The 22,643-nt window shown below is 31.0% G+C and carries 22 protein-coding genes and 1 tRNA gene; 3 read left to right on the top strand and 20 right to left on the bottom strand.

All coding sequences use genetic code 11. The features are described 5' to 3' along the window. From CORN_RS01525 to kpsM, 7 genes are read right to left on the bottom strand one after another with little or no spacing between them, the layout of a single operon-like run. Positions 1-1,179 carry a tetratricopeptide repeat protein gene (locus CORN_RS01525; RefSeq protein WP_172663967.1) on the bottom strand — a complete coding sequence of 393 codons (1,179 nt, stop codon included), beginning with the start codon at positions 1,177-1,179 and terminating at the stop codon, positions 1-3. 14 nt (positions 1,180-1,193) lie between these two features. Continuing rightward, positions 1,194-1,583 carry an FAD synthase family protein gene (locus CORN_RS01520; RefSeq protein WP_066007280.1) on the bottom strand — a complete coding sequence of 130 codons (390 nt, stop codon included), beginning with the start codon at positions 1,581-1,583 and terminating at the stop codon, positions 1,194-1,196. Further along, entirely contained in the window at positions 1,583-2,539 is a 957-nt protein-coding gene (locus CORN_RS01515; RefSeq protein ID WP_425337383.1) for a KpsF/GutQ family sugar-phosphate isomerase, read from the bottom strand. Before CORN_RS01515 ends, CORN_RS01520 begins: the two co-directional genes overlap by 1 nt. A gap of 9 nt (positions 2,540-2,548) precedes the next feature. Next, positions 2,549-4,207, bottom strand: coding sequence for a polysaccharide biosynthesis/export family protein (locus CORN_RS01510; RefSeq protein ID WP_066007285.1), 1,659 nt, complete (start codon positions 4,205-4,207; stop codon positions 2,549-2,551). Next, a complete protein-coding gene (locus CORN_RS01505) occupies positions 4,207-5,322 on the bottom strand; it encodes a KpsE/RkpR family capsule polysaccharide export protein (protein WP_066007287.1) in 1,116 nt (371 codons plus the stop codon). The genes CORN_RS01510 and CORN_RS01505 overlap by 1 nt, the downstream gene beginning before the upstream one ends. Next, positions 5,312-5,983: an ABC transporter ATP-binding protein gene (locus tag CORN_RS01500; protein ID WP_066007289.1), complete on the bottom strand. Its 672-nt coding sequence runs from the start codon at positions 5,981-5,983 to the stop codon at positions 5,312-5,314. Before CORN_RS01500 ends, CORN_RS01505 begins: the two co-directional genes overlap by 11 nt. Continuing rightward, on the bottom strand, positions 5,980-6,756 hold the full coding sequence (kpsM, locus tag CORN_RS01495; protein ID WP_066007291.1) for a capsule polysaccharide transporter KpsM: 777 nt from the start codon (positions 6,754-6,756) through the stop codon (positions 5,980-5,982). The genes CORN_RS01500 and kpsM overlap by 4 nt, the downstream gene beginning before the upstream one ends. 82 nt (positions 6,757-6,838) lie before the next feature. Between kpsM and CORN_RS01490 the strand changes: the two genes are divergently transcribed. Beyond that, the gene (locus CORN_RS01490) at positions 6,839-7,645 is read left to right on the top strand and encodes a ferritin-like domain-containing protein (protein WP_066007293.1); all 807 of its coding nucleotides are present in this window, start codon (positions 6,839-6,841) and stop codon (positions 7,643-7,645) included. On the opposite strand, the gene CORN_RS01485 is transcribed toward CORN_RS01490, so the two are convergent. The 4 genes from CORN_RS01485 to acpP form a co-directional block, all read right to left on the bottom strand. Further along, positions 7,636-7,711: transfer RNA gene (locus CORN_RS01485), tRNA-Phe, on the bottom strand. The two genes, CORN_RS01490 and CORN_RS01485, sit on opposite strands and share 10 nt — an antisense overlap. A 68-nt stretch (positions 7,712-7,779) precedes the next feature. Further along, positions 7,780-8,715, bottom strand: a complete 936-nt coding sequence (locus CORN_RS01480; RefSeq protein ID WP_066007294.1) for an acetyl-CoA carboxylase carboxyltransferase subunit alpha — start codon at positions 8,713-8,715, stop codon at positions 7,780-7,782. A 1-nt stretch (position 8,716) separates the two neighbouring features. After that, positions 8,717-9,931: a beta-ketoacyl-ACP synthase II gene (locus CORN_RS01475; protein WP_066007295.1), complete on the bottom strand. Its 1,215-nt coding sequence runs from the start codon at positions 9,929-9,931 to the stop codon at positions 8,717-8,719. A gap of 28 nt (positions 9,932-9,959) precedes the next feature. Next, positions 9,960-10,193, bottom strand: coding sequence for an acyl carrier protein (gene acpP, locus CORN_RS01470; RefSeq protein WP_039617517.1), 234 nt, complete (start codon positions 10,191-10,193; stop codon positions 9,960-9,962). A 146-nt stretch (positions 10,194-10,339) separates the two neighbouring features. Between acpP and tenA the strand changes: the two genes are divergently transcribed. Next, on the top strand, positions 10,340-11,005 hold the full coding sequence (gene tenA, locus CORN_RS01465) for a thiaminase II (RefSeq protein ID WP_066007296.1): 666 nt from the start codon (positions 10,340-10,342) through the stop codon (positions 11,003-11,005). Positions 11,006-11,020: 15 nt separating this feature from the next. On the opposite strand, the gene feoB is transcribed toward tenA, so the two are convergent. The 7 genes from feoB to CORN_RS01430 all read right to left on the bottom strand — a co-directional run bounded on the left by feoB (position 11,021) and on the right by CORN_RS01430 (position 19,064). Continuing rightward, positions 11,021-13,042 (bottom strand): ferrous iron transport protein B, encoded by a 2,022-nt coding sequence (gene feoB, locus CORN_RS01460; protein WP_066007297.1) that lies wholly within the window; start codon positions 13,040-13,042, stop codon positions 11,021-11,023. Then, positions 13,042-13,269, bottom strand: coding sequence for a FeoA family protein (locus tag CORN_RS01455; protein ID WP_066007299.1), 228 nt, complete (start codon positions 13,267-13,269; stop codon positions 13,042-13,044). The genes feoB and CORN_RS01455 overlap by 1 nt, the downstream gene beginning before the upstream one ends. A gap of 91 nt (positions 13,270-13,360) precedes the next feature. Next, positions 13,361-14,701 carry an MmgE/PrpD family protein gene (locus tag CORN_RS01450; RefSeq protein WP_066007300.1) on the bottom strand — a complete coding sequence of 447 codons (1,341 nt, stop codon included), beginning with the start codon at positions 14,699-14,701 and terminating at the stop codon, positions 13,361-13,363. Positions 14,702-14,707: 6 nt separating this feature from the next. Then, positions 14,708-16,072 (bottom strand): adenylosuccinate lyase, encoded by a 1,365-nt coding sequence (gene purB / locus CORN_RS01445; protein WP_066007301.1) that lies wholly within the window; start codon positions 16,070-16,072, stop codon positions 14,708-14,710. Positions 16,073-16,075: 3 nt separating this feature from the next. After that, positions 16,076-17,245, bottom strand: a complete 1,170-nt coding sequence (locus tag CORN_RS01440) for a trans-sulfuration enzyme family protein (RefSeq protein ID WP_066007303.1) — start codon at positions 17,243-17,245, stop codon at positions 16,076-16,078. 13 nt (positions 17,246-17,258) lie between these two features. Next, positions 17,259-18,698 (bottom strand): C4-dicarboxylate transporter DcuC, encoded by a 1,440-nt coding sequence (dcuC, locus tag CORN_RS01435; RefSeq protein WP_066007305.1) that lies wholly within the window; start codon positions 18,696-18,698, stop codon positions 17,259-17,261. 3 nt (positions 18,699-18,701) lie between these two features. Next, positions 18,702-19,064: a Rid family detoxifying hydrolase gene (locus tag CORN_RS01430; RefSeq protein ID WP_066007307.1), complete on the bottom strand. Its 363-nt coding sequence runs from the start codon at positions 19,062-19,064 to the stop codon at positions 18,702-18,704. A gap of 166 nt (positions 19,065-19,230) precedes the next feature. Between CORN_RS01430 and CORN_RS01425 the strand changes: the two genes are divergently transcribed. Continuing rightward, on the top strand, positions 19,231-19,905 hold the full coding sequence (locus CORN_RS01425) for a helix-turn-helix transcriptional regulator (RefSeq protein ID WP_066007309.1): 675 nt from the start codon (positions 19,231-19,233) through the stop codon (positions 19,903-19,905). Position 19,906: 1 nt separating this feature from the next. On the opposite strand, the gene CORN_RS01420 is transcribed toward CORN_RS01425, so the two are convergent. Continuing rightward, positions 19,907-21,238 carry an anaerobic C4-dicarboxylate transporter family protein gene (locus CORN_RS01420; protein ID WP_066007311.1) on the bottom strand — a complete coding sequence of 444 codons (1,332 nt, stop codon included), beginning with the start codon at positions 21,236-21,238 and terminating at the stop codon, positions 19,907-19,909. Continuing rightward, positions 21,238-22,641 carry an argininosuccinate lyase gene (argH, locus tag CORN_RS01415; protein ID WP_066007313.1) on the bottom strand — a complete coding sequence of 468 codons (1,404 nt, stop codon included), beginning with the start codon at positions 22,639-22,641 and terminating at the stop codon, positions 21,238-21,240. The genes CORN_RS01420 and argH overlap by 1 nt, the downstream gene beginning before the upstream one ends. Positions 22,642-22,643 lie beyond the last annotated feature (2 nt).

The raw sequence follows: 22,643 nt of genomic DNA, 5'->3' as shown, positions 1-22,643 counted from the left end.
TTATATTTTTTCTCCAAATTGCTCTAAATAGACTAATATTTTACTTTCATTATTTTTTACATATTGACTCATCAATAATTGATATAAATGAACAATAAAGGCATTGTTATTCATAACAACAGCATTTGGAGTATCCAAAATATTATCAAAATCTGCTTTCTTTGCTTTCCAATCACCATAATTCTCGCTTAAATACTTGTCAAAATCTTTAAATCCATAATATTCATCGCCGATAAAATTATATTTTTGTAACTGAAGTGTAGTATTATACCATTTTACTACTTCTCCTTGATGATATATTTTATCATACTCCCGAAAATGTAAAAATATATCTATTTTTATACCATTAACATGTTTTAACTTCAAACCACCAATCCAATTCAAATCATATTGTATAAAAACTCCATATTCTAAAATTTTATTTTTTATTTCGTTACTGTAATCTTCACTCCAAATTCCAATATCAATATCATAATCATGGCCTATAAAATCACCTTCTCTAATACATCCTAAAAACGTGCCACTAACTAGAAAGAAATCAATATTAGCATTATCAAAAATTATTTTTATATCTCTTAAAGCATTTATTGCATCCTGTTTTACCATTTTACTTTTTTTACTTACGACTTCTAGCGGACATTGTAGTATATTTTTTTTTATATATTCTTTGGCTTGAATATAGTCGTGAATTTTTTTAAAAGCAGTTATTAGATATTTATTTATCACTACTTGCTCTTTTTGAGAATAATTCTGACTATGTTTTAAATATAAATTCTCTAATTTACTAGCATCGTTTTGATTTTCAATCATCTTACTTAAAAACAACCAAGTTTTTAATCTTTTTGTTTGATTTAAACACTCGATTAAAATACCCCAAGCTTCTTGCTTTTTATCGTGTGAAAATAATATTTGAGCCTTAAGATATTTAGCTTCTATGTGATTGGGATGAAATTTCAAAAAATAATCAATATATTCAAGTGCTTTAGAATATTCACGGTGGTAAAAATCAAATTCAGCTTGATAATAATACGTTATCTTTTGTCGCATAAAAATACAAATTTTAAAAAAAGTTAACAATCTTGTGTGATTTGTTTTTTTTTGCATCAACAAAACCACACAAAGTGCTAAAATTTTTTGTGTAAAAAAAAATCCTTTAGACTCTCTTAAGGCTTTTTGCAAACAACTCTTAAAGGTCATGTCTTAATCATTTCTATAATTTCAGTAGTGGAAATACTAGGTGTTCTTTCTAGATACACAATATCACAAATTTTATTAAAACAATCAAATTTTCCCTTCCAATCATCACCCATGACTAAAATATCTGCTCGATATTTTTTAATATATTCTTCTTTAAGCTCTAAAGACTCTTCTAAAAAAACCTCATTAACACATTTTAAAGCTGAAATAATCTTCATTCTCTCATGTTCATTGCAGATAGGCCTTCTTCCCTTTTTTGCAAAATTCAGCATATCCGAAGAAACACCCACTATAAGTTTATCACCTAAATCACTAGCTCTTTCTAAAATTCTCAAATGACCATAATGAAATAAATCAAAAGTTCCAAATGTAATAATTGTAATCATTAGACATTCCCTATCGTATAAAGTTGTATAATACCTACTATTTTTTCATCTTGAGTGACAACTATTTCTTTGATTTTGTGTTTTAGCATAAGCTCTTCTGCTTCACTTGCCATGGCACTTGCTTCTATGGTTTTTGGGTTTTCACTCATGATTTCTTTAGCTTTAAAATCAAATCTTGGCTTATCGTTTGCCCTTAAAGCCCTTCTTAAGTCTCCATCTGTGATGATCCCAACTAGTTTTTCGTTTTCAAGTACTATACAAAGTCCTAACTTGCCACTAGTCATCACATCAACCAATTCATTAAATTCACTATCAGGATGTACTATAGGTAAATTACTTGACACCATCAAATCACCTACTCTAGTTAAAAGCTTTTTACCCAAACTTCCTCCTGGATGAAATAATGCAAAATCATCAGGTTTAAATTTCCTTGCCTTCATTAAAGCCACTGCTATAGCATCACCAGTAGCTAATGTAGCGGTGGTAGATGAAGTTGGAGCAAGTTGGAGTGGACAAGCTTCTTTTTTCACTGCTATATTGATAAAAATATCGGCTTGTTTTGCTAAAGTAGAGTTTTGATTTCCTGCTATAACTATTAAAGGAATTTTTCTTTTTTTTACAACTGGTATAAGCTTTAAAACTTCTTCAGTTTCCCCTGAATTTGAAATAGCTAAAAGCACATCCTCACTTGTAAGCATGCCAAGATCCCCATGCAATGCCTCTCCTGGATGCATAAAAAAGCTCGGAGTACCTGTACTAGCTAGAGTTGCAGCTATCTTAGCTCCTATGTGACCTGATTTACCCATACCACTTACCACGCATCGACCCTTAATGGATAAAATCAACTCGACCGCATTACTAAAATTTTCATTAAGACTATTACACAAATCCAAAATAGTTTTTGATTCTATCTCAAAAACTTCTTTGGCTATTTTAATCGCATCTATCCGAATCATATTAAAATCCTATATATTTAACACTACATTAGTTGCAATAGCTATTTGGTATAAAATTTGCGTTAACATGCTAAAGATTTGTAAATTTTGACTATCTACTTTTGGTAAAACCAAAATCGAATCTCCTGCTTTAATATCTGCTGAACTTCTACCACTATATTTAGTCGCTTTGCCATTGGCATTAATCACTAGAACTCTTGATACATCAGCCCTATCACTGAAACCACCTGCTAAATTAATATAATATCTTAATTTTTCTTTATCCATATACACAAACGCACCTGGTATAGAAACCTCACCCTGAACTAAAACAAGATTATTTTTACTAGGTACATTTACCACATCACCTTCTTCTAGCACTATAGAATTATACGCTTTAACATTATCTATAACGATTTGCCCTTTTGGTTGGGCTTGTTTTGCACGTGCAATAAATTCCAAAATCGTCTTCGCTTGTGTTGCCCTAATACTAGCTTGCTCAGCATTTACTGAAGAACTTGTTAGGGCTAGTGTTTCAAGTTCTTTAAGCTGAGCTTCGATAAGTTGTTTTTGAGTAGCCGCTACACTTTTTCTAAATACCTGCAAAGCATCAACATTAGATTGCTCATTTACTGAAATCATTTTAGCAAGCTCGGCTAAAGTTGTGCCTTTTTTTACCACCATTGAATGTAGACCACTATGCTCGCCTTCCACACTAATACTAATATTTTGTGCTGTATAATCAGGTCTAAAATCTATCTCATCACCATTATATAATTTCACTCCCAAAAACTGCTTTTTACTGTAAGCGTCCACATGAAGCTTATGATCGTCTCGATAGCTTTTAACTACAGCATTAGTTACTATAGGTTTAGCTCCTGCAACCCTTGCTATATCTTCTAAATTTAAAATATCATTACTGAGCTCAAATCTAAAAGGCTTTTGCACATCTCCTTCTACAAAAACATACTTTTGTACACTACCTACTAAAATCACATCACCCATTCTAAAAGGGAAAAGATCAAGCTGACCTTTAAGTAAAAAATCATATAAATCTACTTTTTTAATAACTTTATTATCTCTTAAAATTTGAATATCTCTAAAACTACCATATTCTAAATTAATTCCACTTGCTTTATCTAAATACTGTATAATAGAATCTGAACTTAGTCCTTGATAAAGGCCTGGTTGATTCACATTTCCTGTAACAAATACCGATACATTTTGATAAATATCCATATCCGCATATACATAGACATTGCTTTTATAAATTTTATTAATAGCTTTTGTAATAACTTGTACCAAAGCACTATTTTTCACACCCAAAAGATTAATCGCGCCTACTTTTGGTATAAAAATATTTCCTTGAGAATCTACTGTTAAAGTTTGTATAAACTCTACCGCACCCCAAATTTTTACATTAATCCTATCACCCACTGCTAATTTATAATCAGGATTGTAAACATGTTGGGTAAATTTAGTAAAGTTTCCATTAAACAAATGTGCACCAAAAACTTTAGTTATCGGAGCTTGAGTTTGATTAAAATCACTTTGGTTGTTATCATAATTTATAATTTGTGGCTCTAAAGATGGAGCTAATGGTTGATTTTGAATTTTTGCAATTTGAGAAACATCTACCGCTGAAAATAAAAACAAAGGTAAAAGTAAAAATAAAAATATCTTTTTCATTAGTATCTATGCTCCTCTATAATCATTTTAATAAATTTAACAATTCCATAAATCAAAGACAAAATCATAAAAGCCGTGAATATATTGTACAAAGTCTCTGGGTATTTAGCACTTTGTGGCAAGCTTGGACTTTGAACTATGACTACTTGTTTTATTTTTCTTAAAGCTTCTATTCTTGCGCTTTCGTAAGCTTTTAAAGCTGCTGTATAAGCACTTTCTGCAAAACCCGCTTCAATGGTTAGATCTTGAAATTTAGCCGCAAGATCATTAAGTTTTTGAGAAGACTTTGGTGATGAAACTTTAGACTTTTCTTTTTGAAGTTGTTTTTTTAAGGCTGTGATTTCACTTTTTATAGTGACAATTTGTGGTGCATTATCATTTATATAACTTTGCATCATCAAAAGCTCAGCTTCTTTGGCTGCTATTTTTGATTCAAGCTCAGCTATTAACTTTAGAGCGCCTTCTGCTTGTTTAAGTGGATCAAACACTCCATATTTATTTTGAAAAGCTAAAAGTTCATCTTTAGCTTTTTGATATCTTTTTTTAAACTGCAAAAGTTCTTCTTCGGCAAATTGCATTTGATCTCTTGCAGCTTTATGTGAAATTTCATTGATAAATTTTTCACTTTCTTTAACTATAGTTGAAGCTATCAAATGCGCACTTTGCGGATCAAAACCTTCTACCTCTACACGTAAAAGCCCATTAGCTGAGTTTTCTTGAATGATCTTAACACGGTTTTGATAATATTTTAAAAAATCCTCTTGGTCAGCTGATGAAGAGATACTATAAAAAAAATCAAGTTTTTGTTTTTGGTATAACTCACGGATTTGTATTTTTTCTTCTAAGATACTTAACATATCTAAAGAATGAATATAAGATTTTAAGAAAGTTATATCCTCACTTGAAAAAGAATTATTAGTCAAAAATGCAGCAATACCTGTAATAGCACCACTATCTCCTGTGGTTGATTTCACGCTTAAAACGCTTTCGCTTACATAGCGGTTTGCTGCTATAAAAACATAATAAAACACAACAAATGCCATTAAAATTAATACTATTTTAAAAGAATGTAATATCTCTAAATTTTTAAGTTTTTTTAATAAATCATTTTGCATTTATTTTTCCTTGATACACCGCTATACCCTCATCTACATCATCATATATAGTAGCTTGTCCATCTTGCATAAATATAATTTTATCACACCATTGTTTAATTTCAGCTACATTATGCGAAACCATGATAACTTTTGACCTACTTAGTTTTTCTTTGTAGATTTTAGAACTTTTTTCTCTAAATTTAGGATCCCCTACAGCTCCAGCTTCATCGATCAAATAATAATCAAAGTCAAATGCCATACTTAAACCAAAAGATATTCTAGCACTCATACCTGCTGAGTAAGTATTCATAGGTTCATCAAAAAATTTACCAAGTTCAGCAAAATTTTCAACAAATTTAATCTTTTCCTCTAAAGCCTTTCCTTTATAACCATACACCCTAGCTACAAAACGTGCATTATCTCTTGCTGAAAGTCTATGTTGAAACGCACCTGCTAAACCCAAAGGCCAAGAGAGTTTTTTATTAGTTATAATCTTACCCCTATCAGGAAGCAATGAACCACTTAAAAGTTTCATTAAAGTAGATTTTCCTGCACCATTGCACCCCATCAAGCCAATACTACAATTTTCAGGAAACTCAAAACTTAAATTTTTAAAAACATAATGCCTTCCACCATTACGCAAAGGAAAAGATTTAGTTAAATTAATTAATTTTATCATCGTACCGCTATCAACTTTTCTCTAGTAAAATAATAAAAAAACAAACCCAAAAACAAAACCACACTCAAACATGCAATAGGATAGTAATAATTATAATCATCAAGTAATGGATAATTTTGAAAAAAATTATATTTTAAAAGCTCCATAATATGCAAAATCGGATTGTAATATAAAATATCCAAAATAGGCTTAGGAACTATCCATACAGGAAACACCACCAAAGAAGTCCAATATAAAATAGCATTTAAATAACCTAAAGCCATTTTTAAAGGTTCTGCAAAATGTCCTGCTATAGCAAAACACATTCCCGTAGCAAAACCAAATACCACAAGTAAAAAAAGCGAAAACATCACTTCTAGAAAATGTATAGGTACAACTTGCATATGCAAAAACCAACCCGCTAAAAACATTACGCAAATAAAAATAGTAAAATAAATACAAAATTCAAGCATAGTTCTAGCAACAAATACATGTATAGGTCTTACTGGTTTATATGCATATAAAGCCAAATTTGCACCTATGCCGTTTAAAAGTTGAGTTATAATACTTCTAAACATAAAAAAAGGTATAATTCCTACTGCTAAAAATAAAAATATAGAAATACCTTCGGGCATAATTTGATGATGAAATTCTCTAATAGCTGCCACAATGGAAGTAATTACCAAAACCACTATCATAGGCTCTCCAATCACCCAAAAATAACCTAAATATTTATTAATACCAAATCTTGTCTTTAACTCTCTAAAAAAAAGAGCATGTATGACATTAAACATACTTTTAACAAACCTTTTTCAAATTTTCAAAATTTTTATATTATACTTTTTTATCTTATATAATATTTAACAAGGTTTAAAAATGAAAAGAAATTTCTTTGAAGAATTAGAAAAAATTTTATACCATAAAGATCTTTTTGAAAAGATTAATCAATTTAATAAATTTTATGAAAATTTTAAATCTAATTTGTATGATTTTGATCATTCTCACGAAGCTATTATTTGTGAAAACTCACAAGTTAAAATTCTTCATCCTATGAAAATAAGACGCCCCAAAGAAGCAAATAGTATTTTATCTTTAGCTAAAATCTTACATTCAGTTGCTCATATAGAATATAGTGCTATAAATTTGGCTTTAGATGCTAGTTATAGATTTAAAAACTTGCCATTGAAATTTTATCAAGATTGGCTTGAGGTGGCTGATGAGGAAATAAAGCATTTTTTACTTTTAGAAAAAACTTTAAATGAACTTGGTTTTAAATATGGAGATTTTCATGCACATGATAATCTTGAAAAAGCTTTATTTTTAACTAAAGATAATCTTGCTCATAGAATGGGTATAGTACATAGAGGACTTGAGGCAAAAGGACTTGATGCTAATCCTTTTGTTTTGAAAAAACTAAACACAACCAATCATCCTATAAAAAGCTTATTTAATGAAATTTTTACCACTATATTAAATGATGAAATTAAACATGTAAATAAAGGAGATTTTTGGTGGAATTATGCCAAAAAGGAAAATGACAATTACCTTGATCTTTGCACTAAATATAGAGAACTTAATCTTTTAGGAAAAGTATATAATAAAACAGCCAGAATTCAAGCTGGTTTTAAAGAAAATGAACTCAAAGAATTAGATGATTTTTATAATAAAAAAGATGGTGGTTAGAGGCAGAATCGAACTGCCGACACGCAGATTTTCAGTCTGCTGCTCTACCGACTGAGCTATCCAACCACTGAATTGAAGTTGTAATTATACAATAGTTTTTTTAAAAAAAATTGAAATTTACACAAAAATGTAAATTATTCGGAAAAAGCCCCGAATTTAAAGATTTTTTGCATTCTTAGTGCAGCTAATTCACGTTTATCGTATTGTTCTAATTCTTCTATAGCTTTTAAGACATAATCACTTAAATTTTTAATCGCATTTTCTTTATCTCTATGTGCTCCACTCATTGGCTCTTCAATAACATCATCTATTAAGCCTTGATTTTTTAAATCATCTGCAGTTACCTTCATCGCTTTAGTAGCAGCCTCACATTTTGATGGATCATTCCATAAAATAGCAGCGCAACCCTCAGGTGAAATCACAGAAAAAACTGAATTTTTCATCATGGCAAGTTTATCAGCTACTCCTATGGCTAAAGCGCCACCACTTCCACCTTCACCTATAACAACTGCTATAGTAATTGTTTTTAAGCTACTTAACTCATATAAATTTCTAGCTATAGCTTCGCTTTGACCACGCTCTTCAGCACCCACTCCTGGGTAAGCACCTGGAGTATCTACCAAAAATAATATCGGTATGTCAAATTTTTCAGCCATTTTTGCTACTCTTAAAGCTTTTCTGTAACCTTCAGGATGAGGCATACCAAAATTTCTATGAAGTTTATCTTTAGTACCTCTACCTTTTTGCTCACCTATAACAATGACTTTTTTTCCACCTATATAACCCGCGTAACATACAATAGCAGGATCATCTCTAAAAGTACGATCACCATGAATTTCATATGCATCGGTTAGTATAGCTTGAATGTAATCAAGTGCATAAGGTCGATCAGGATGTCTTGCAAGCTGTAAACGCTGATAATCACTTAAATTTTTATATACTTTTTGAGTTTCTTTTTCAAGGTTTTTCTCTAAAATTTTTACTGCTTCATCATCGCCTTTAATTTTAGCATTTGCTAAATCCTCATCAATTTGTTGAATATTTTTCTCAAAATCTAAATAAGAAGCCATATTAATCTACTTTTTTAAAAATTACACAACCATTTGTTCCACCAAATCCAAAAGAATTGCTCATTACAACATTAACTTTGCTTTCTCTTGCAGTATTTGGTATATAGTCAAGATCACAATTTTCATCTGCTACGATTTGATTAATAGTTGGTGGTAATACACCTTGATCAAGAGCCATTAAAGATATAACAGCTTCAATAGCACCAGCAGCACCTAAACAATGTCCCGTTTGACCTTTTGTAGAACTAACTAAAGGAATTTGATCTTTAAAAAGCTCTTTAATAGCCGCTGTTTCATTTTTATCATTTACCGGTGTGGAAGTTCCATGTGCGTTAATATAATCTACTTTTAGATTTCCTGCCATTTTTAAAGCTTTTTTCATAGCACGTAATGGCCCTTCTAAGGTTGGTGAAGTGATATGATGTGCATCTGCACTTTCACCAAAACCAACCAATTCAGCATAAATTTTAGCTCCACGCTTTTTAGCAGCTTCATATTCTTCAAAAACCAAAGCACCAGCACCCTCACCCATAACAAAACCATCTCTTTCTTTGTCAAATGGTCTTGAAGCTTTAGTTGGATCATCATTTCTAGTAGAAAGAGCTTTCATGGCAGCAAAGCCACCTATACCCACAGCGCAAATTGCAGCTTCAGCTCCCACTACAAGCATTTTATCTGCATTGCCTAAAGCTATACTTTTATAAGCTTCGCCTATAGCATGGGTCCCTGCTGCACAAGCAGTTACACATGAGATATTTGGTCCTTGTAAACCATGCTCGATTGAGATAATACCGCCAAGCATATTAACCAAAGCTGATGGTATGAAAAAAGGAGTGATTTTGCGTGGTCCACGCTGTGCACAAGTAACAGAATTTTTCTCAATATTTGGTAAACCACCTATACCAGCTGCCGAAACTACACCAAATTCTTCTTTATTTAAAGTTTTATCAAATTTAGCATCCTCCATAGCCTCTCTTGCTGCTTTAATACCAAGTTGTATAAAACGATCTATCTTTTTAACCTCTTTAGCATCACAAACACTTAAAGGATCAAAATTTTTTACTTCAGCAGCAATTTGCACTGGAAAATCAGTGGTGTCAAAAAGAGTGATTTTATCAACGCCACTTTTACCATCACAAATAGCCTTAAATGAGCTATCTTTGTCTAAACCAAGGGCATTGATCATTCCTATACCTGTTACTACAACGCGTTTCAAACCACACTCCTTAATTTAAAAATTAAAATTATTTTTGAAGATTTTCTATATAATTAACAACATCTTCAATTTTTACTAATTTTTCAGCATCGCTGTCTGGAATTTCTACATCAAATTTTTCTTCTAAAGCCATAACTAATTCAACTACATCTAAAGAATCAGCACCCAAATCTTCAATAATTTTAGATTCCATTTTAACCGCATCTTCATCTACGCTAAGTTGCTCAACAACTACTTTTTTTACATCATCAAAAATTGCCATTTTTGTCTCCTAGTTTAAAAAATTAAACCACATTTTACAATAAAAAATTAAATTTCTTGTTTAAAAAGTTAAAAATTAAAGATTATTACGAAAAAATTTAATTATCTGTGTTTAAATAAAAGCTTATTTTACTAAAAAGGAAATTTATGCTTTTTGATAAACTTGTAAGAGAAAATAAAAAAACTTGGGATCAATACATCCATCATGAATTTGTAAAAAAACTTCAAAATGGTACTTTGAAAAAAGATGTATTTTTGTTTTACCTAAAACAAGATTACATCTTTTTAAATAATTATGCAAAATGCTATGCCATGCTTGCTTTAAATGCAAACAATGCTAAAGAAATTCAATTTGCCATTAAAAATCAAAACTATACCTTAGAAGGAGAATTAGAATTTCATAGAAGCATTTTAAAGCTAGGTATTGATGTGGAAAAACTAGGCTATAAAGATGAAAGTTTAACTAATATTGCCTATACAAGATACCTACTAAGTGTAGGGCAAAATGGAGATTATTTAGACATGCTATGTGCTTTGAGCGCTTGTGCTATAGGTTATGCTTGTATAGGTGAAGAAATTTACAAAGGACTTGATAAACAAAGCTTGGAAAATCACCCTTATAAAGAATGGATTTCAACCTATGCAAGTAAAGAATTTCAAGGTGAAGTCAAAGAATTTAAAAGCTTTTTTAACTCTTACACAAATAGTATTAGTGAAGAGAAATTTAAAAAGTTAAATGAAATTTTTTATACCACCATAAGACTTGAAATAGCTTTTTGGCAACACTCTTTGGAGCAAAAAATGGAAGTTTAATCATCATAGAAATGATTAAACTATTAATTTGGTTATATTAATACCTATAAAAGCAACTAAATACGCACATAAAGATGTAAATATAAAAAGATACCATGCATATTTTTTATTTCCTGCTTCTTTAGCAAAAACTATAGTTGCTGCAAAGCAAGGATTATAAATCATAACAAAAAGTATAAAAGCAACTGCGGTACTAAAAGGAATATTTTCTTTTATAGCTTCTTGCAAATTTGAACTTGTCTCATCAACCTCATCACCTAAAGAATAAAGTACACCCATAGTAGAAATCATTACCTCCTTAGCAGCTAAACCACTCACCAAAGAAACACTAAGTTTCCAATCAAAGCCAAGTGGCGCAAAAACAGGCTCTATAGCTTTACCAAATTGCCCTAAATAGCTATATTCTATCTGATTTTCTTGATTTGAAATATCTTGACTATTTTTTTGCATAGGAAAATTACTTGCAAACCAAATAAGCAAAGAAGCTACCAAAATAAAAGTTCCAGCCTTTTTAAGATACATCTTTGCTTTATTAAATACCATAAACCAAACTAAATTCCAATTTGGCATTCTATATTTTGGCATTTCCATTACAAAAGGTTCATTTTGTCCTTTAAAGGCACTCATTCTCAAAATTTTAGCTGCAATTAAACCCAACAATGCACCTAAAATATAAATTCCAAAAAGATAATTTCCTGCAACTTCAGCAGGAAAAAATACTCCAACAAAAAGTACATATACAGGAAGTCTTGCACCACAACTCATAAAATTAATAATAAAAAGAGTTAATAATCTATCTTTTTTATTTTTTAAAGTTCTTGTAGCCATAAAAGCAGGTACTGAGCAACCAAAACCTGTAATTAAAGGTATAAAACTTTTACCATGTAAACCAAATTTATATAAAATTCCATCTAGTAAAAATGCAACTCTAGCCATATATCCAGTCGTTTCAAGCAAAGCTATACCAAAAAATAAAATTACAATATTTGGCAAAAAGGTTACAACCGCTCCAACCCCGCCCAAAATACCATCAGCTAAAGCTGAAGCAAACAATTCATTGTTTATGTTATTCTTTACCATTTCTCCTAAAGTTGCAAAAAAATTTTCTATATAATCCATAGGGATTTGCCCCAAAGTAAAGGTTAGCTGAAACAAAACCCACATAAAAAATAAAAATATAGGAATTCCTAAAAATTTATTAATTAAAATAGAATCTATTTCTTTGGTATGATTTTTATATTTAACACCTTTACTTAAAACTTTAGCACATATACCATTTGCAAAAGCAATCAGCTCTTCTTTAAAAATACTTTCTATATCTTTACTATGATATGCCATATAAATTTTTTCCAAAGCATTATCTAGAATTTTTCTTAAAGACTCTGAAATAACCATATCAGTTTCATTTTTAAGTAAAGCAAGCGCTAAATCTTTAGTAGAATAATTTAAGTGTGTAATTTCATTTTGATTTAAAAAATCACTTATTTTAGTAAGCTCTTCTTCTATAATATCACTATAAATTCGCTCTTTAGCCTCAAATTTAGTCTGATGTGTTGAAATGATTAAATCTAAAAGTGTATTTAAGTTTTCTTTGGTTTTAGCACATACACCAAGACAAGGTGTATTTAAAAGTTGTGATAAAATTTTAAAATCTATGTTAAAGCCTTCACTTTTTGCCTCATCTTGCATATTTAAAGCCATAACCATTTTAATTTTAGCTTCTATTAAAGATGCACTCAAAATTAAATTACGTTCTAAATTTGTAGAATCAAGAACATTCACCACAAGATCAAATTTACCATTTTTTAAAAATTCTTTTGTAATTTTTTCTTCTTCGCTATAACCATCTAACGCATAAGTTCCTGGCAAATCTATAAATTTAAACTCATAATTTTTATAAATCAATCTAGCTTCGGCTCTTTCTACAGTAACTCCACTAAAATTTCCAACTTTCATATTAGCTTTGCAAAGTGCGTTAATTAATAAACTTTTACCAACATTTGGTTGACCTACTAAAGCAACAGTGATTTCTTTCATTAAAACTCTTTTGAAATTTGTATTATTTTTGCTTCACTTGATCTTAAAATCACACAAGTTGTATCAAGTTCAACCATAATAGTGGAATTTGCCATGGAAGATCGAATTTTTTTTACTTTTTTATTTTTAGCAAAACCAAAACTAAAAAGCCTTGCTTGAAGTTGCTTATCTGTATTAAAACCTACTATAATAGCTTCTTCGTTATCTTTTAAAACATCTAAGGTCATGTTTTTCCTTTACAAAACTAAGATGTAATATTATATAAAAAATGAAATTATTTATTTCTTAAAATGATAAGCAATCTCAAAAAAGAGATTGCTAGAAATCAAAATGATTTAAATTTTCTAAATTTTGAAGCTTTTTAACTAAATCTTGAGCCTTTTCTAAAGAAACTGCTATGCTAGCATTAGAAAGAAATTTATCTTTTAATTCATCAAAACTTAAAGGATTATCAAAATTTCCTTTATTAATCAGTACATCTTTTTTAATTACTCTTCCGTCATTTAAAACAGCTTCTAAATGCCCTGGAAAGTATTTAGGGAAACCACTAGATTTTTTCTTTTCATAGCTAATTTTTTTAGCAAATTCTATCAAATTGGCTCTATTTAAATCTTCATATGATTTTAAAGTGATTTTACCATCAAAAAATGCTAAAGCCATTAAAAAAGGCATAGAAAATTTTGCCGCATAAGCACTTTGTGGTGTATATTTTGCTTCAATTGGATCACATATAAATGAAATTGGCACCTCATCCACAAAGCAATGTATACTTTTAATGTCCTCGTTTTTTAAACCATCGCTTCTTAAACTCATAGCACAATCAATTAATCCATGTGCAAAATGACAACTTGGATAAGGCTTTAATGAAACTTGCATTACTTGCCAAATTTCACCTACTCCTTTATATAGTTCATTTTTATCACATTCATCTTCTAAACCAAAAGTTCTAAAGATATTATCTCTTCCTTCAAATATACTCAAAGGACCACTCATATTAGCTTTTGCGAAATTTGCTACTAAAATTCCATTTTTCAAAGCATTAGCTATGTGTAAAACTTTAGAATTAGAACCATTAGATAAAAACTCATTCACACCACTTGCAAAACTTCCTGCTAAACCTAAAGCATTAATAATTTGCTCTTTATCTAAATCAAGCAAAACACAACTTGCAGCCACGCTACCAAAAATTCCTGCTATAGCTGTAGTATGAAACCCACGTTTATGGAAACTTCCCTTGCTTGCTATACCCACTCTAGCAGCAATTTCCCAACCAACGATAAAAGCCTTCAAAACTTTTTTTCCATCTTCACTTACGCTAAATCCATAAGTTAAACAAAGCGGAGTTAAAATAGCACTAGCGTGCAAAATAGCTTCTGTATGTGTATCATCAAAATCAAGGGCATGTGCTGCAATAGCATTTACCATCGCAGCATATATTACATCAAGCTTTTTATCTTCACTCCAAATTTTTTCACTAGGATTTACACTTAAAACTTCAAAAGCTTTAGTTGCATTTAAAACGCAAGCTTCATTTTTAGCAGCTAAAGCTGTTCCTAATGCATCAAGCATAAGCTCTTTTGCTCTTTGTTTTACTTCACTAGGAATAGCTTCATAATCTAAATTTACGATAAATTCGGCTAGTTTTTCACTTAAATACATTTTTTCCTACTTTAAAATTTCAGAATTTACAATTTTTTCCAAAAATTCATCTACTAATTTTGGTGCATAACCTACATAAGTTGTAGCATCCATCAAAACATCAATATCTTTTTCACTTAAAACCTTACTCACACGTTCATCTTCAAGTAAAACTTCTTTGAAAGTTTTATGGTTTTCTATACCTCTCATAGCATTTTCATATACAATTTCATGTGCGTGTTGCTTACCATAATGATCACTTAAGGCAAACATCACACGTTCTGCTAATACAAAGCCATTAAGCGTATTAAGATTTTTTAACATTTTATCTTTTTTAACCTCTAAATCATCAAAGACAAATTTCATATTTGCTAATACCACTGAAAGCATTAAAAAAGCTTCTGGTAAAAGCTTCCATTCCATTTTCCATACTTGACCATCTCTTTCATGCTCATGCCTTTCTATATCGCTTAAAATTGCAATATTTGCTCTTAGAGCATTGCTTACCGTTACCGCATTTTCACTTACTGCTGGGTTTCTTTTATGTGGCATTGTAGAGCTTCCTACTTGACCTTTTCCAAAAGGTTCAGCAATTTCATCGATTTCATTATGAGCTAAGATTAAAAGCTGATGTGCAATTTTGTTAAAGGTTGCATTGATATTACCTAAAACATAACCAAGCTCTATAAAACGATCTCTTGCTGGTTGCCATGAGATATCAGGAACTTCTAAACCTAAGCTTTCTAAAGTAAGTTTTTCTACTTCATTAGCCTTATCGCTTAAACTAGCTTTAGTTCCTACTGCACCCACGATTAATCCTACATATAGTCTTTTTTCAAGTTCAGTAATTCTTTCATAATGGCGATTTAACTCACTAAGCCAAATCGCAACTTTATGTCCAAAAGTTATAGGTAAAGCTTGTAAAGCTAAGGTTCTTCCCATCATTGCAGTATTTTTATGTTCTTTTGCAAGTTTTGCTAAATTTTTGGCTATATCTTTTAAATCTTGTTTGATTAAAGCCATAGCTTCTTTAAATTGTAAAACTATACCTGTATCAATGATATCTTGAGTAGTTACGCCAAAATGCACATACTCTCCTAAACCATTTTCACAAGCTTTTTCTAAACCACGCACGGTCGGAACTAAAGGATGTTTTGTTTTTTTAAACTCAGCAAAAATAAAATCCATATCCATAAATTTATAATGAGCTTTTTTAGCTATTTCATCAGCTGCTTCTTGTGGGATAATGCCAAGCTTTGCTTGAGCTTTTGCTAGGGCAGCTTCTACATCAAGCCATTTTTGAATTCTATTTTCTTCACTAAAAATAGCTCTCATTGCAGGGGTGCTCCAAGAATCTTGAAGCAACCTCATATCAAATACACTCACACCCATTTTTTATCCTTTAAAATTTATTTTTTCAAATGCTTGTTTTAAATCCTCAATTAAATCTTTACTATCTTCAAGACCTATATGAAATCTTACAAAAGGACCTCTAGCACTCCAATCAGTAGCTGTTCTTGGTGGAGTAGTAACAGTAGCTAAACTCTCATAACCACCCCAACTTGCGCCGATTGAAAAATATTTTAAATCATCCACAAATTGAATAGCCTGTTCTTTAGAAACACCATCTGCAAATTCAATAGTTACCATACCATTAGCACCCTTGTGGTCACGTACAAAAACTTCATGATTTGGGTGAGTTTTTAATTTCGGATAAAAAATAGTTTTAACTTCTTTTCTACCTTGTAAGAACTCTACTATTTCATCTGCACTTTTTTCATGAGCTTTCATTCTTATATCCAAAGTTCTCATACCACGAAGCACCAAATAACAATCATCTGGACTTGTAGTAAATCCTAAAGCCTCAGGAAGTTTGTCAAAATTTTTCCATTCTTTTTCATTAATAACTACTATACCCATAGTTACATCTGAATGACCACTTAAATATTTAGTCGCAGCAATAACTGAAATATCCACTCCAAGCTCAAGTGGATTTAAAAAATATCCACTTGAATAAGTATTATCAATTGCTACTGGGATATTGTGCTTATGTGCAATTTCACAAAGTTTTGGTAAATCTATGATTTCATAAAGTATAGAACCTGGACTTTCGCAAAGAATTAATTTTGTATTAGGTTTAATTTTTTCTTCTACATCAGATGCATCAGCTTTTAAAAAGTCAATTTCTACACCCATTTTAGCTAAAAATAAATCGCAAATTGTTCTAACAGGACCATAAATAGCATCAGTGATTAAAAAATGTGCATCTTTACTAGCATAATTTAAAAGCACCATAGCTAAAGCTGCAAGTCCTGTTGGGAAAAGTTGTGCTCTATGACCACCTTCAAGCTCGCAAATTAGTTTTTCAAGTTCAAAATTTGTAGCTGTTCCTCTAGCACCATAACTTAAAACACGATCAGTTTTTCTTAACTCACGGTATTTTTGCCAAGTTGCATGATCTTTAAAAAGTATGGTTGATGCACGCATTAAGGTTGGATTAACAGATCTTACCTCAACATTTTGATCACCTCTTCCTAGATGGATTAATTTAGTTTTGTTGTTCATTTTGTACTCCTTTTTATAAATAAACATAAGTCATTATCACATTAACAATAGCAGCAACAAGCATAGGAATAGCTGTTCTTTTTACTACTTGTAATGGATTTACTTTAGCCATAGCTGAAATTGCCAAAATAGCTGGGGCTATAGGTGAAACACATCTACCAAAACCTGTCATAATTTGAATAGGTGCTATCATAGCTATGGTTTCAACTCCAAAAGATTTTGCTATATTTGGAATAAGTGGTGCAAAAGAGAAAAACGCTGCATTTCCTGAACCCATTAAAAATGCACATACAGCAAGCAAAATAGATACTGCTATAATAATAGCAAGTACTCCAAAACCTGCATCTTTTGCAAAACCTATTAAAGTGTCCACAAAACCAACTGATAAAAGTCCGTTTGCAAAAACTTGACCACAAACAATCAAAGAAACTGTTATCACAAACAAATGCCCCATACCTTTGAAGAATACCATAATAGAATTTAAAGTATCGATTAAGCTTCTATAACGGATAATCTCAAAAATAATTGCAATAAAAGTAGAAATCATCATTGCAACAGGAACATTCATTTTAATAGCAGTAGATGAAGCTGCTTTAACCTCTTCCATAGTAGTAAGTCCCATCAAAACCATAATACTATCTAAAACACTACTAAAACCTAAAATCAACACTAAAGGTATAATAGGTAATATTGCATAAATTTTAGGAGGTTTTTTCATCTCTTCTTTTTTACTATCATTTTCTGATAGTTCTTTTTCTATCTCATCACGATTAAATACAAAATTTTCTTTTTTGTCAAAATATCTAGCACAAAAATAAATTGCAACTCCTACTGCTATGATAATAGGTACTGTAGTAGGAAGCTGATAATGTACAAAATACACCGCAGGATCAATCTCAGCTGTTTTTGCAGCTAAAATAACATTTCCACTGCCTGGACCATGATCAATATATTGACATATAGCAATCACTGAAAGTGCTGAAAGCTTAGAAACACCTGAACGCACTAAAATAGGATACATTGTAACCATAAGCAAAAGCGCTAAACCTGCATGCGATGGAATAAAAAGTACCAAAAATTGAACTACAAAATAAGAAACTAGCAGTAAAACATACGGAGACTTTACCGCTTTTAAAGGTTTTTCAAAAACCTTAAACAAAGCATAGCTTGCACCAACATGATCCATATAAGCAGAAAATCCTGCTATACACATTAAAGTAAGTCCAAGTCCTGCTAAAGTACTAGACATATTTGTATTGACAACTTGGAAAATATCAAAAATTCCCAAATGTAAAGATTGCTTTTCGCTAATGATAGGAGAAAGACCAAAAATTCCTGCCAAAGATAACAAGAATAAACCACTTAAAAGCAACGCCATATGAGCGTTGATTTTTTTATAAAGCATAAAAACTAATAATACTACAGAACATCCTGCAAAAAATAAACCCAACATGCTCTATCCTTTATGAGCAATAACCTCTATCTCCACTTTTGCACCCTTAGGAAGATCTTTAACCGCAAAAGCACTTCTTGCAGGGTATGGAGCTGCGAAAAATTCAGAATAAACCTCATTAAATGCCACAAAATCATCAATATTTGCTAAAAAACAAGTTGTTTTAACTACATTATTAAAATAAAGATTATTTTCTTCTAATATAGCCTTAATATTTAGCAATGATTGTCTTGTTTGTTCTTTTACATCATCACTTTCTATATTTCCACTTTCTGGATTAATAGGAAGTTGTCCTGAAATAAACAACAAACCATTTGCCTCTCTATAAGCTGAATATGGTCCTATAGCCTTTGGATAATTTGCCATGTACGCTCCTTGTGTTTAAATAAAATAGTAATACAATATTATCATCATAATAATAAATTGTCAATATTTTTTTATCATAATAATAATTTTTTTTATTATGATAAATATTAGCAACTTTGATGAAATATTTTGTAAAATAACAAAAATAATAAAAAAGGTCTAGATCATGGATGAGCAACAAAAAGAATTATTTGTCAAGCTTACTCAGTTTTTAGGGCAAGTACTTGGAGATCAATACGAAATAGTTTTTCATGTGATTTCAGATGAAGGTTCATATATAGCAGCGATCGCAAACAACCATATTAGCGGAAGAACAATTAATTCTCCGTTAACCTCTTTTGCAAGTGAGCTTGTACAAGAAAAAGAATATTTAAATAAAGATTTTTTATGTGACTATAAAGCAAAAGTTGGAAAATCTAAGATTGTTACTGGATCAACTTTTTTCATTAAAAATAAAAATAAAATTGTAGGAATTTTATGTATAAATCACGACACCACAGAGCTTAGAAATGCTATTAGTAAAATCATAGAACTTGAAAAAATTAATGATTTTAGTGATTTATTAGACGTTCATAATCAAAACAATGTAAAATTACACAATATGAGTAATATAGAAACACTTAGTCATTCTATAGAAGACATTCTAGCTGAAAATATAGACTTAAAATATTTGAACTCAGGATATAGCTTAAGCACTGAACAAAAAGATGAGATTATTAAAAAGTTGCACTCGAAAGGAATTTTTAATATAAAAGGAAGTATACCAATAGTTGCTAAGTCACTCAATATATCAGAGCCTAGTGTTTATAGATATTTACAAAAACTCAAAAACAACCTCTAAGCTAAAACACAAGCTTAGAGATAAAATAACCCGTTATAGTTGCACTAATAATTAAAACAAAACCTGGTCTTAAATAAGAGTGATTGATCACAAATTTACCTATTTTTGTTGTTCCTGTTCTATCAAAAGCCACACATGCTATTTGATTAGCTCCTGGCACTATAAAATCTCCACTCACACAAGGATAAAGCACGATAAGAATTTGAGGAGGGATTCCCAAACTCACACCCAAAGGCATTAAAGCAGCTACTGTTGCTGAAGGAGAAAAAATTACCATAGAAAAGGCAAATAAAGCCACCCCAAATAAATACGGATAATCCTCTACAACATGCGATAAAGAATCACTAAATAAAGGTTTATAAGCTTCAAAAAACGTCCCTGTCATCCAAGCTATACCAAAAACCCCTACAACTCCTATAAGCCCTGATCTAAATACAGAAGCTTCACCAAGCTTATTAGCAGGAATTTTGGTAAAAAGCATAATTAGACAAGCCGTTGCAAGCATAATCATTTGGATTAAATTTGGAGTAGAAAGTCTTTCTATTTTACCGTTTGCAAGCTCATAATGAGGTAATAAATTTGTAAAAGTTCCAAAGAAAATAATGGTTAAAATCCCCAAAGCAAAAATATATAAAGATCTTTTTGCCATAGGATCATGTTCACTGTCTTTGTTTTGCAAGTCTTCACTTAAAAAATGATATTCCCCCGCTTTTACTCTTCTTTGAAATTCCTCATCTTGTTCAAGCTCTTTTCCTCTTTTAAAAACGCTTAAACATGCAAGAAATACGCCTATAAAAAAAGCAGGTAAACTTACCATTAGAATTTGTACTATTGTTATACCGCTAAAAGCTAAAACAGCTACCATAGCAGCAGTGGCTGCACTCATAGGTGAAGCTATGACACCAATACCTGCTGCAATCACCGAAACAGAAAGTGCTCTTTCGGGTCGAATTTTAGCTTGAGCGGCCACTTCAGCAATCACTGGATAAATAGAAAAAGCTACATAAGTAGTACCACAAAAAATCGTAAAAGTGGAACTAATCAAAGGTCCCATAAAAACAATAGCTTGTGGTTTTTTCTTTAAAATTTTTTCTGCTATTTTTACTAGTAAATCAAGTCCGCCTGCGCTCTGCAAAACACTTACGCAAGTAATTACAGCAAGTATAATAAATACAACACTCACAGGAAGCGAAGCTGGCTGCATACCAAAAACTAAAACTAAAATACACATACCAAGCCCACCCGCAACACCAAGTCCTATACCACCATATCTACCACCAATGGCTATCATAGAAAAAATAATAAAAAGTTCTAATATAAAAATAATATCCATTAATTTTGTGCCTTATATTTGTCCAAAAACTCTTTTGCATGTTTAATTTGTTCTAACACTACTTTAGTTCCTGTGCCACCATAAGAAAGTCTTGCATCTACACAAGTTTTTAAAGCAATTGCTTCATAAATATCTTCTTGAATATTTTCATTAAATTGGTGAAATTCTTCCATACTAAGCTCTTCAAGCATTTTTCCATGTTTAATACAATAATTCACAGCTGCACCTACTATACTATGAGCTTCTCTAAATGGTATATTTTTTCTCACTAAATAATCAGCCATATCTGTAGCATTTGAAAATCCTTTTGCAGCTGCTGCTCTTGTATTATTAGCATTTACTTGCATTTTTTCTATCATAGGAGTTATGATTTTTAAACTTGCCATTAAAGTATCCATAGAATCATAAACTTGAGCCTTATCTTCACTCATATCAGTATTATAAGCAAGTGGAATACCCTTCATAATAGTTAGCATTGCCATAACATTCCCATACATTCTACCTGTCTTACCACGCATTTTTTCAGCTACATCAGGATTTTTCTTTTGAGGCATTATGCTTGAGCCGGTACAAAAATCATCGCTTAATTCTATAAATTTAAAATCTTGACTTGAAAAAAGTATAAGCTCTTCACAAAAACGGCTAAGATGCATAAAGCACATAGCAGCAACGGAAGTAAATTCAACCATATGATCTCTATCACTAACACTATCAATGCTATTTTCTGTTGGTTTAGTAAAGCCTAGTTCTTTGGCACAAAAATGTCTGTCTATATTAAATGTAGTTCCACCAAGTGCAGCTGCTCCTAAAGGACACTCATTCATTCTTTTATATAAATCTTCAAAACGAGAATAATCTCTGCTTAACATCCAAAAATACGCCATAATCCAATGAGAAAAAAGTATGGGTTGACCAGTTTGTAAATGTGTATAACCTGGCATAATAGCTTTAATATTTTTTTGAGCTTGATGGATAATTTCTTCTTGCAAAGTAGTAATTTGAGTTAATATTTCTTTAATAACTGCTCTCATATGCATTTTTGAATCAAGCGTAGTTTGGTCATTTCTACTTCTTGCGGTGTGAAGCTTTCCGCCTACTGGGCCTACAATTTGTGTCATTCTTTTTTCTACAGCCATATGAATATCCTCATCAGCTATATCAAAAACAAAAGTTCCATTTTGAATTTCTTCTCTGACTTGTTCTAAACCCTTGATGATAGTTTTTGCCTCATCCTCTTTTATAATGCCTTGTTTTGCAAGCATAGTGCAATGAATTATACTTCCTTGTATATCAAAAGGAGCAAGTCTTGGCTCAACTGGCAATGATGCTGTATATTCTTCAACTAATTTATTTGTAGGTAAATCAAAACGTCCACCCCATAATTTCTCTGCTTTTTGTGACATAT

The organism is Campylobacter ornithocola (assembly GCF_013201605.1).
Classification (GTDB): Bacteria; Campylobacterota; Campylobacteria; order Campylobacterales; family Campylobacteraceae; genus Campylobacter_D; species Campylobacter_D ornithocola.
The sequence above is the reverse complement of the archived record's forward strand: the minus strand, read 5'-3'. Positions and strand labels throughout refer to the sequence as shown.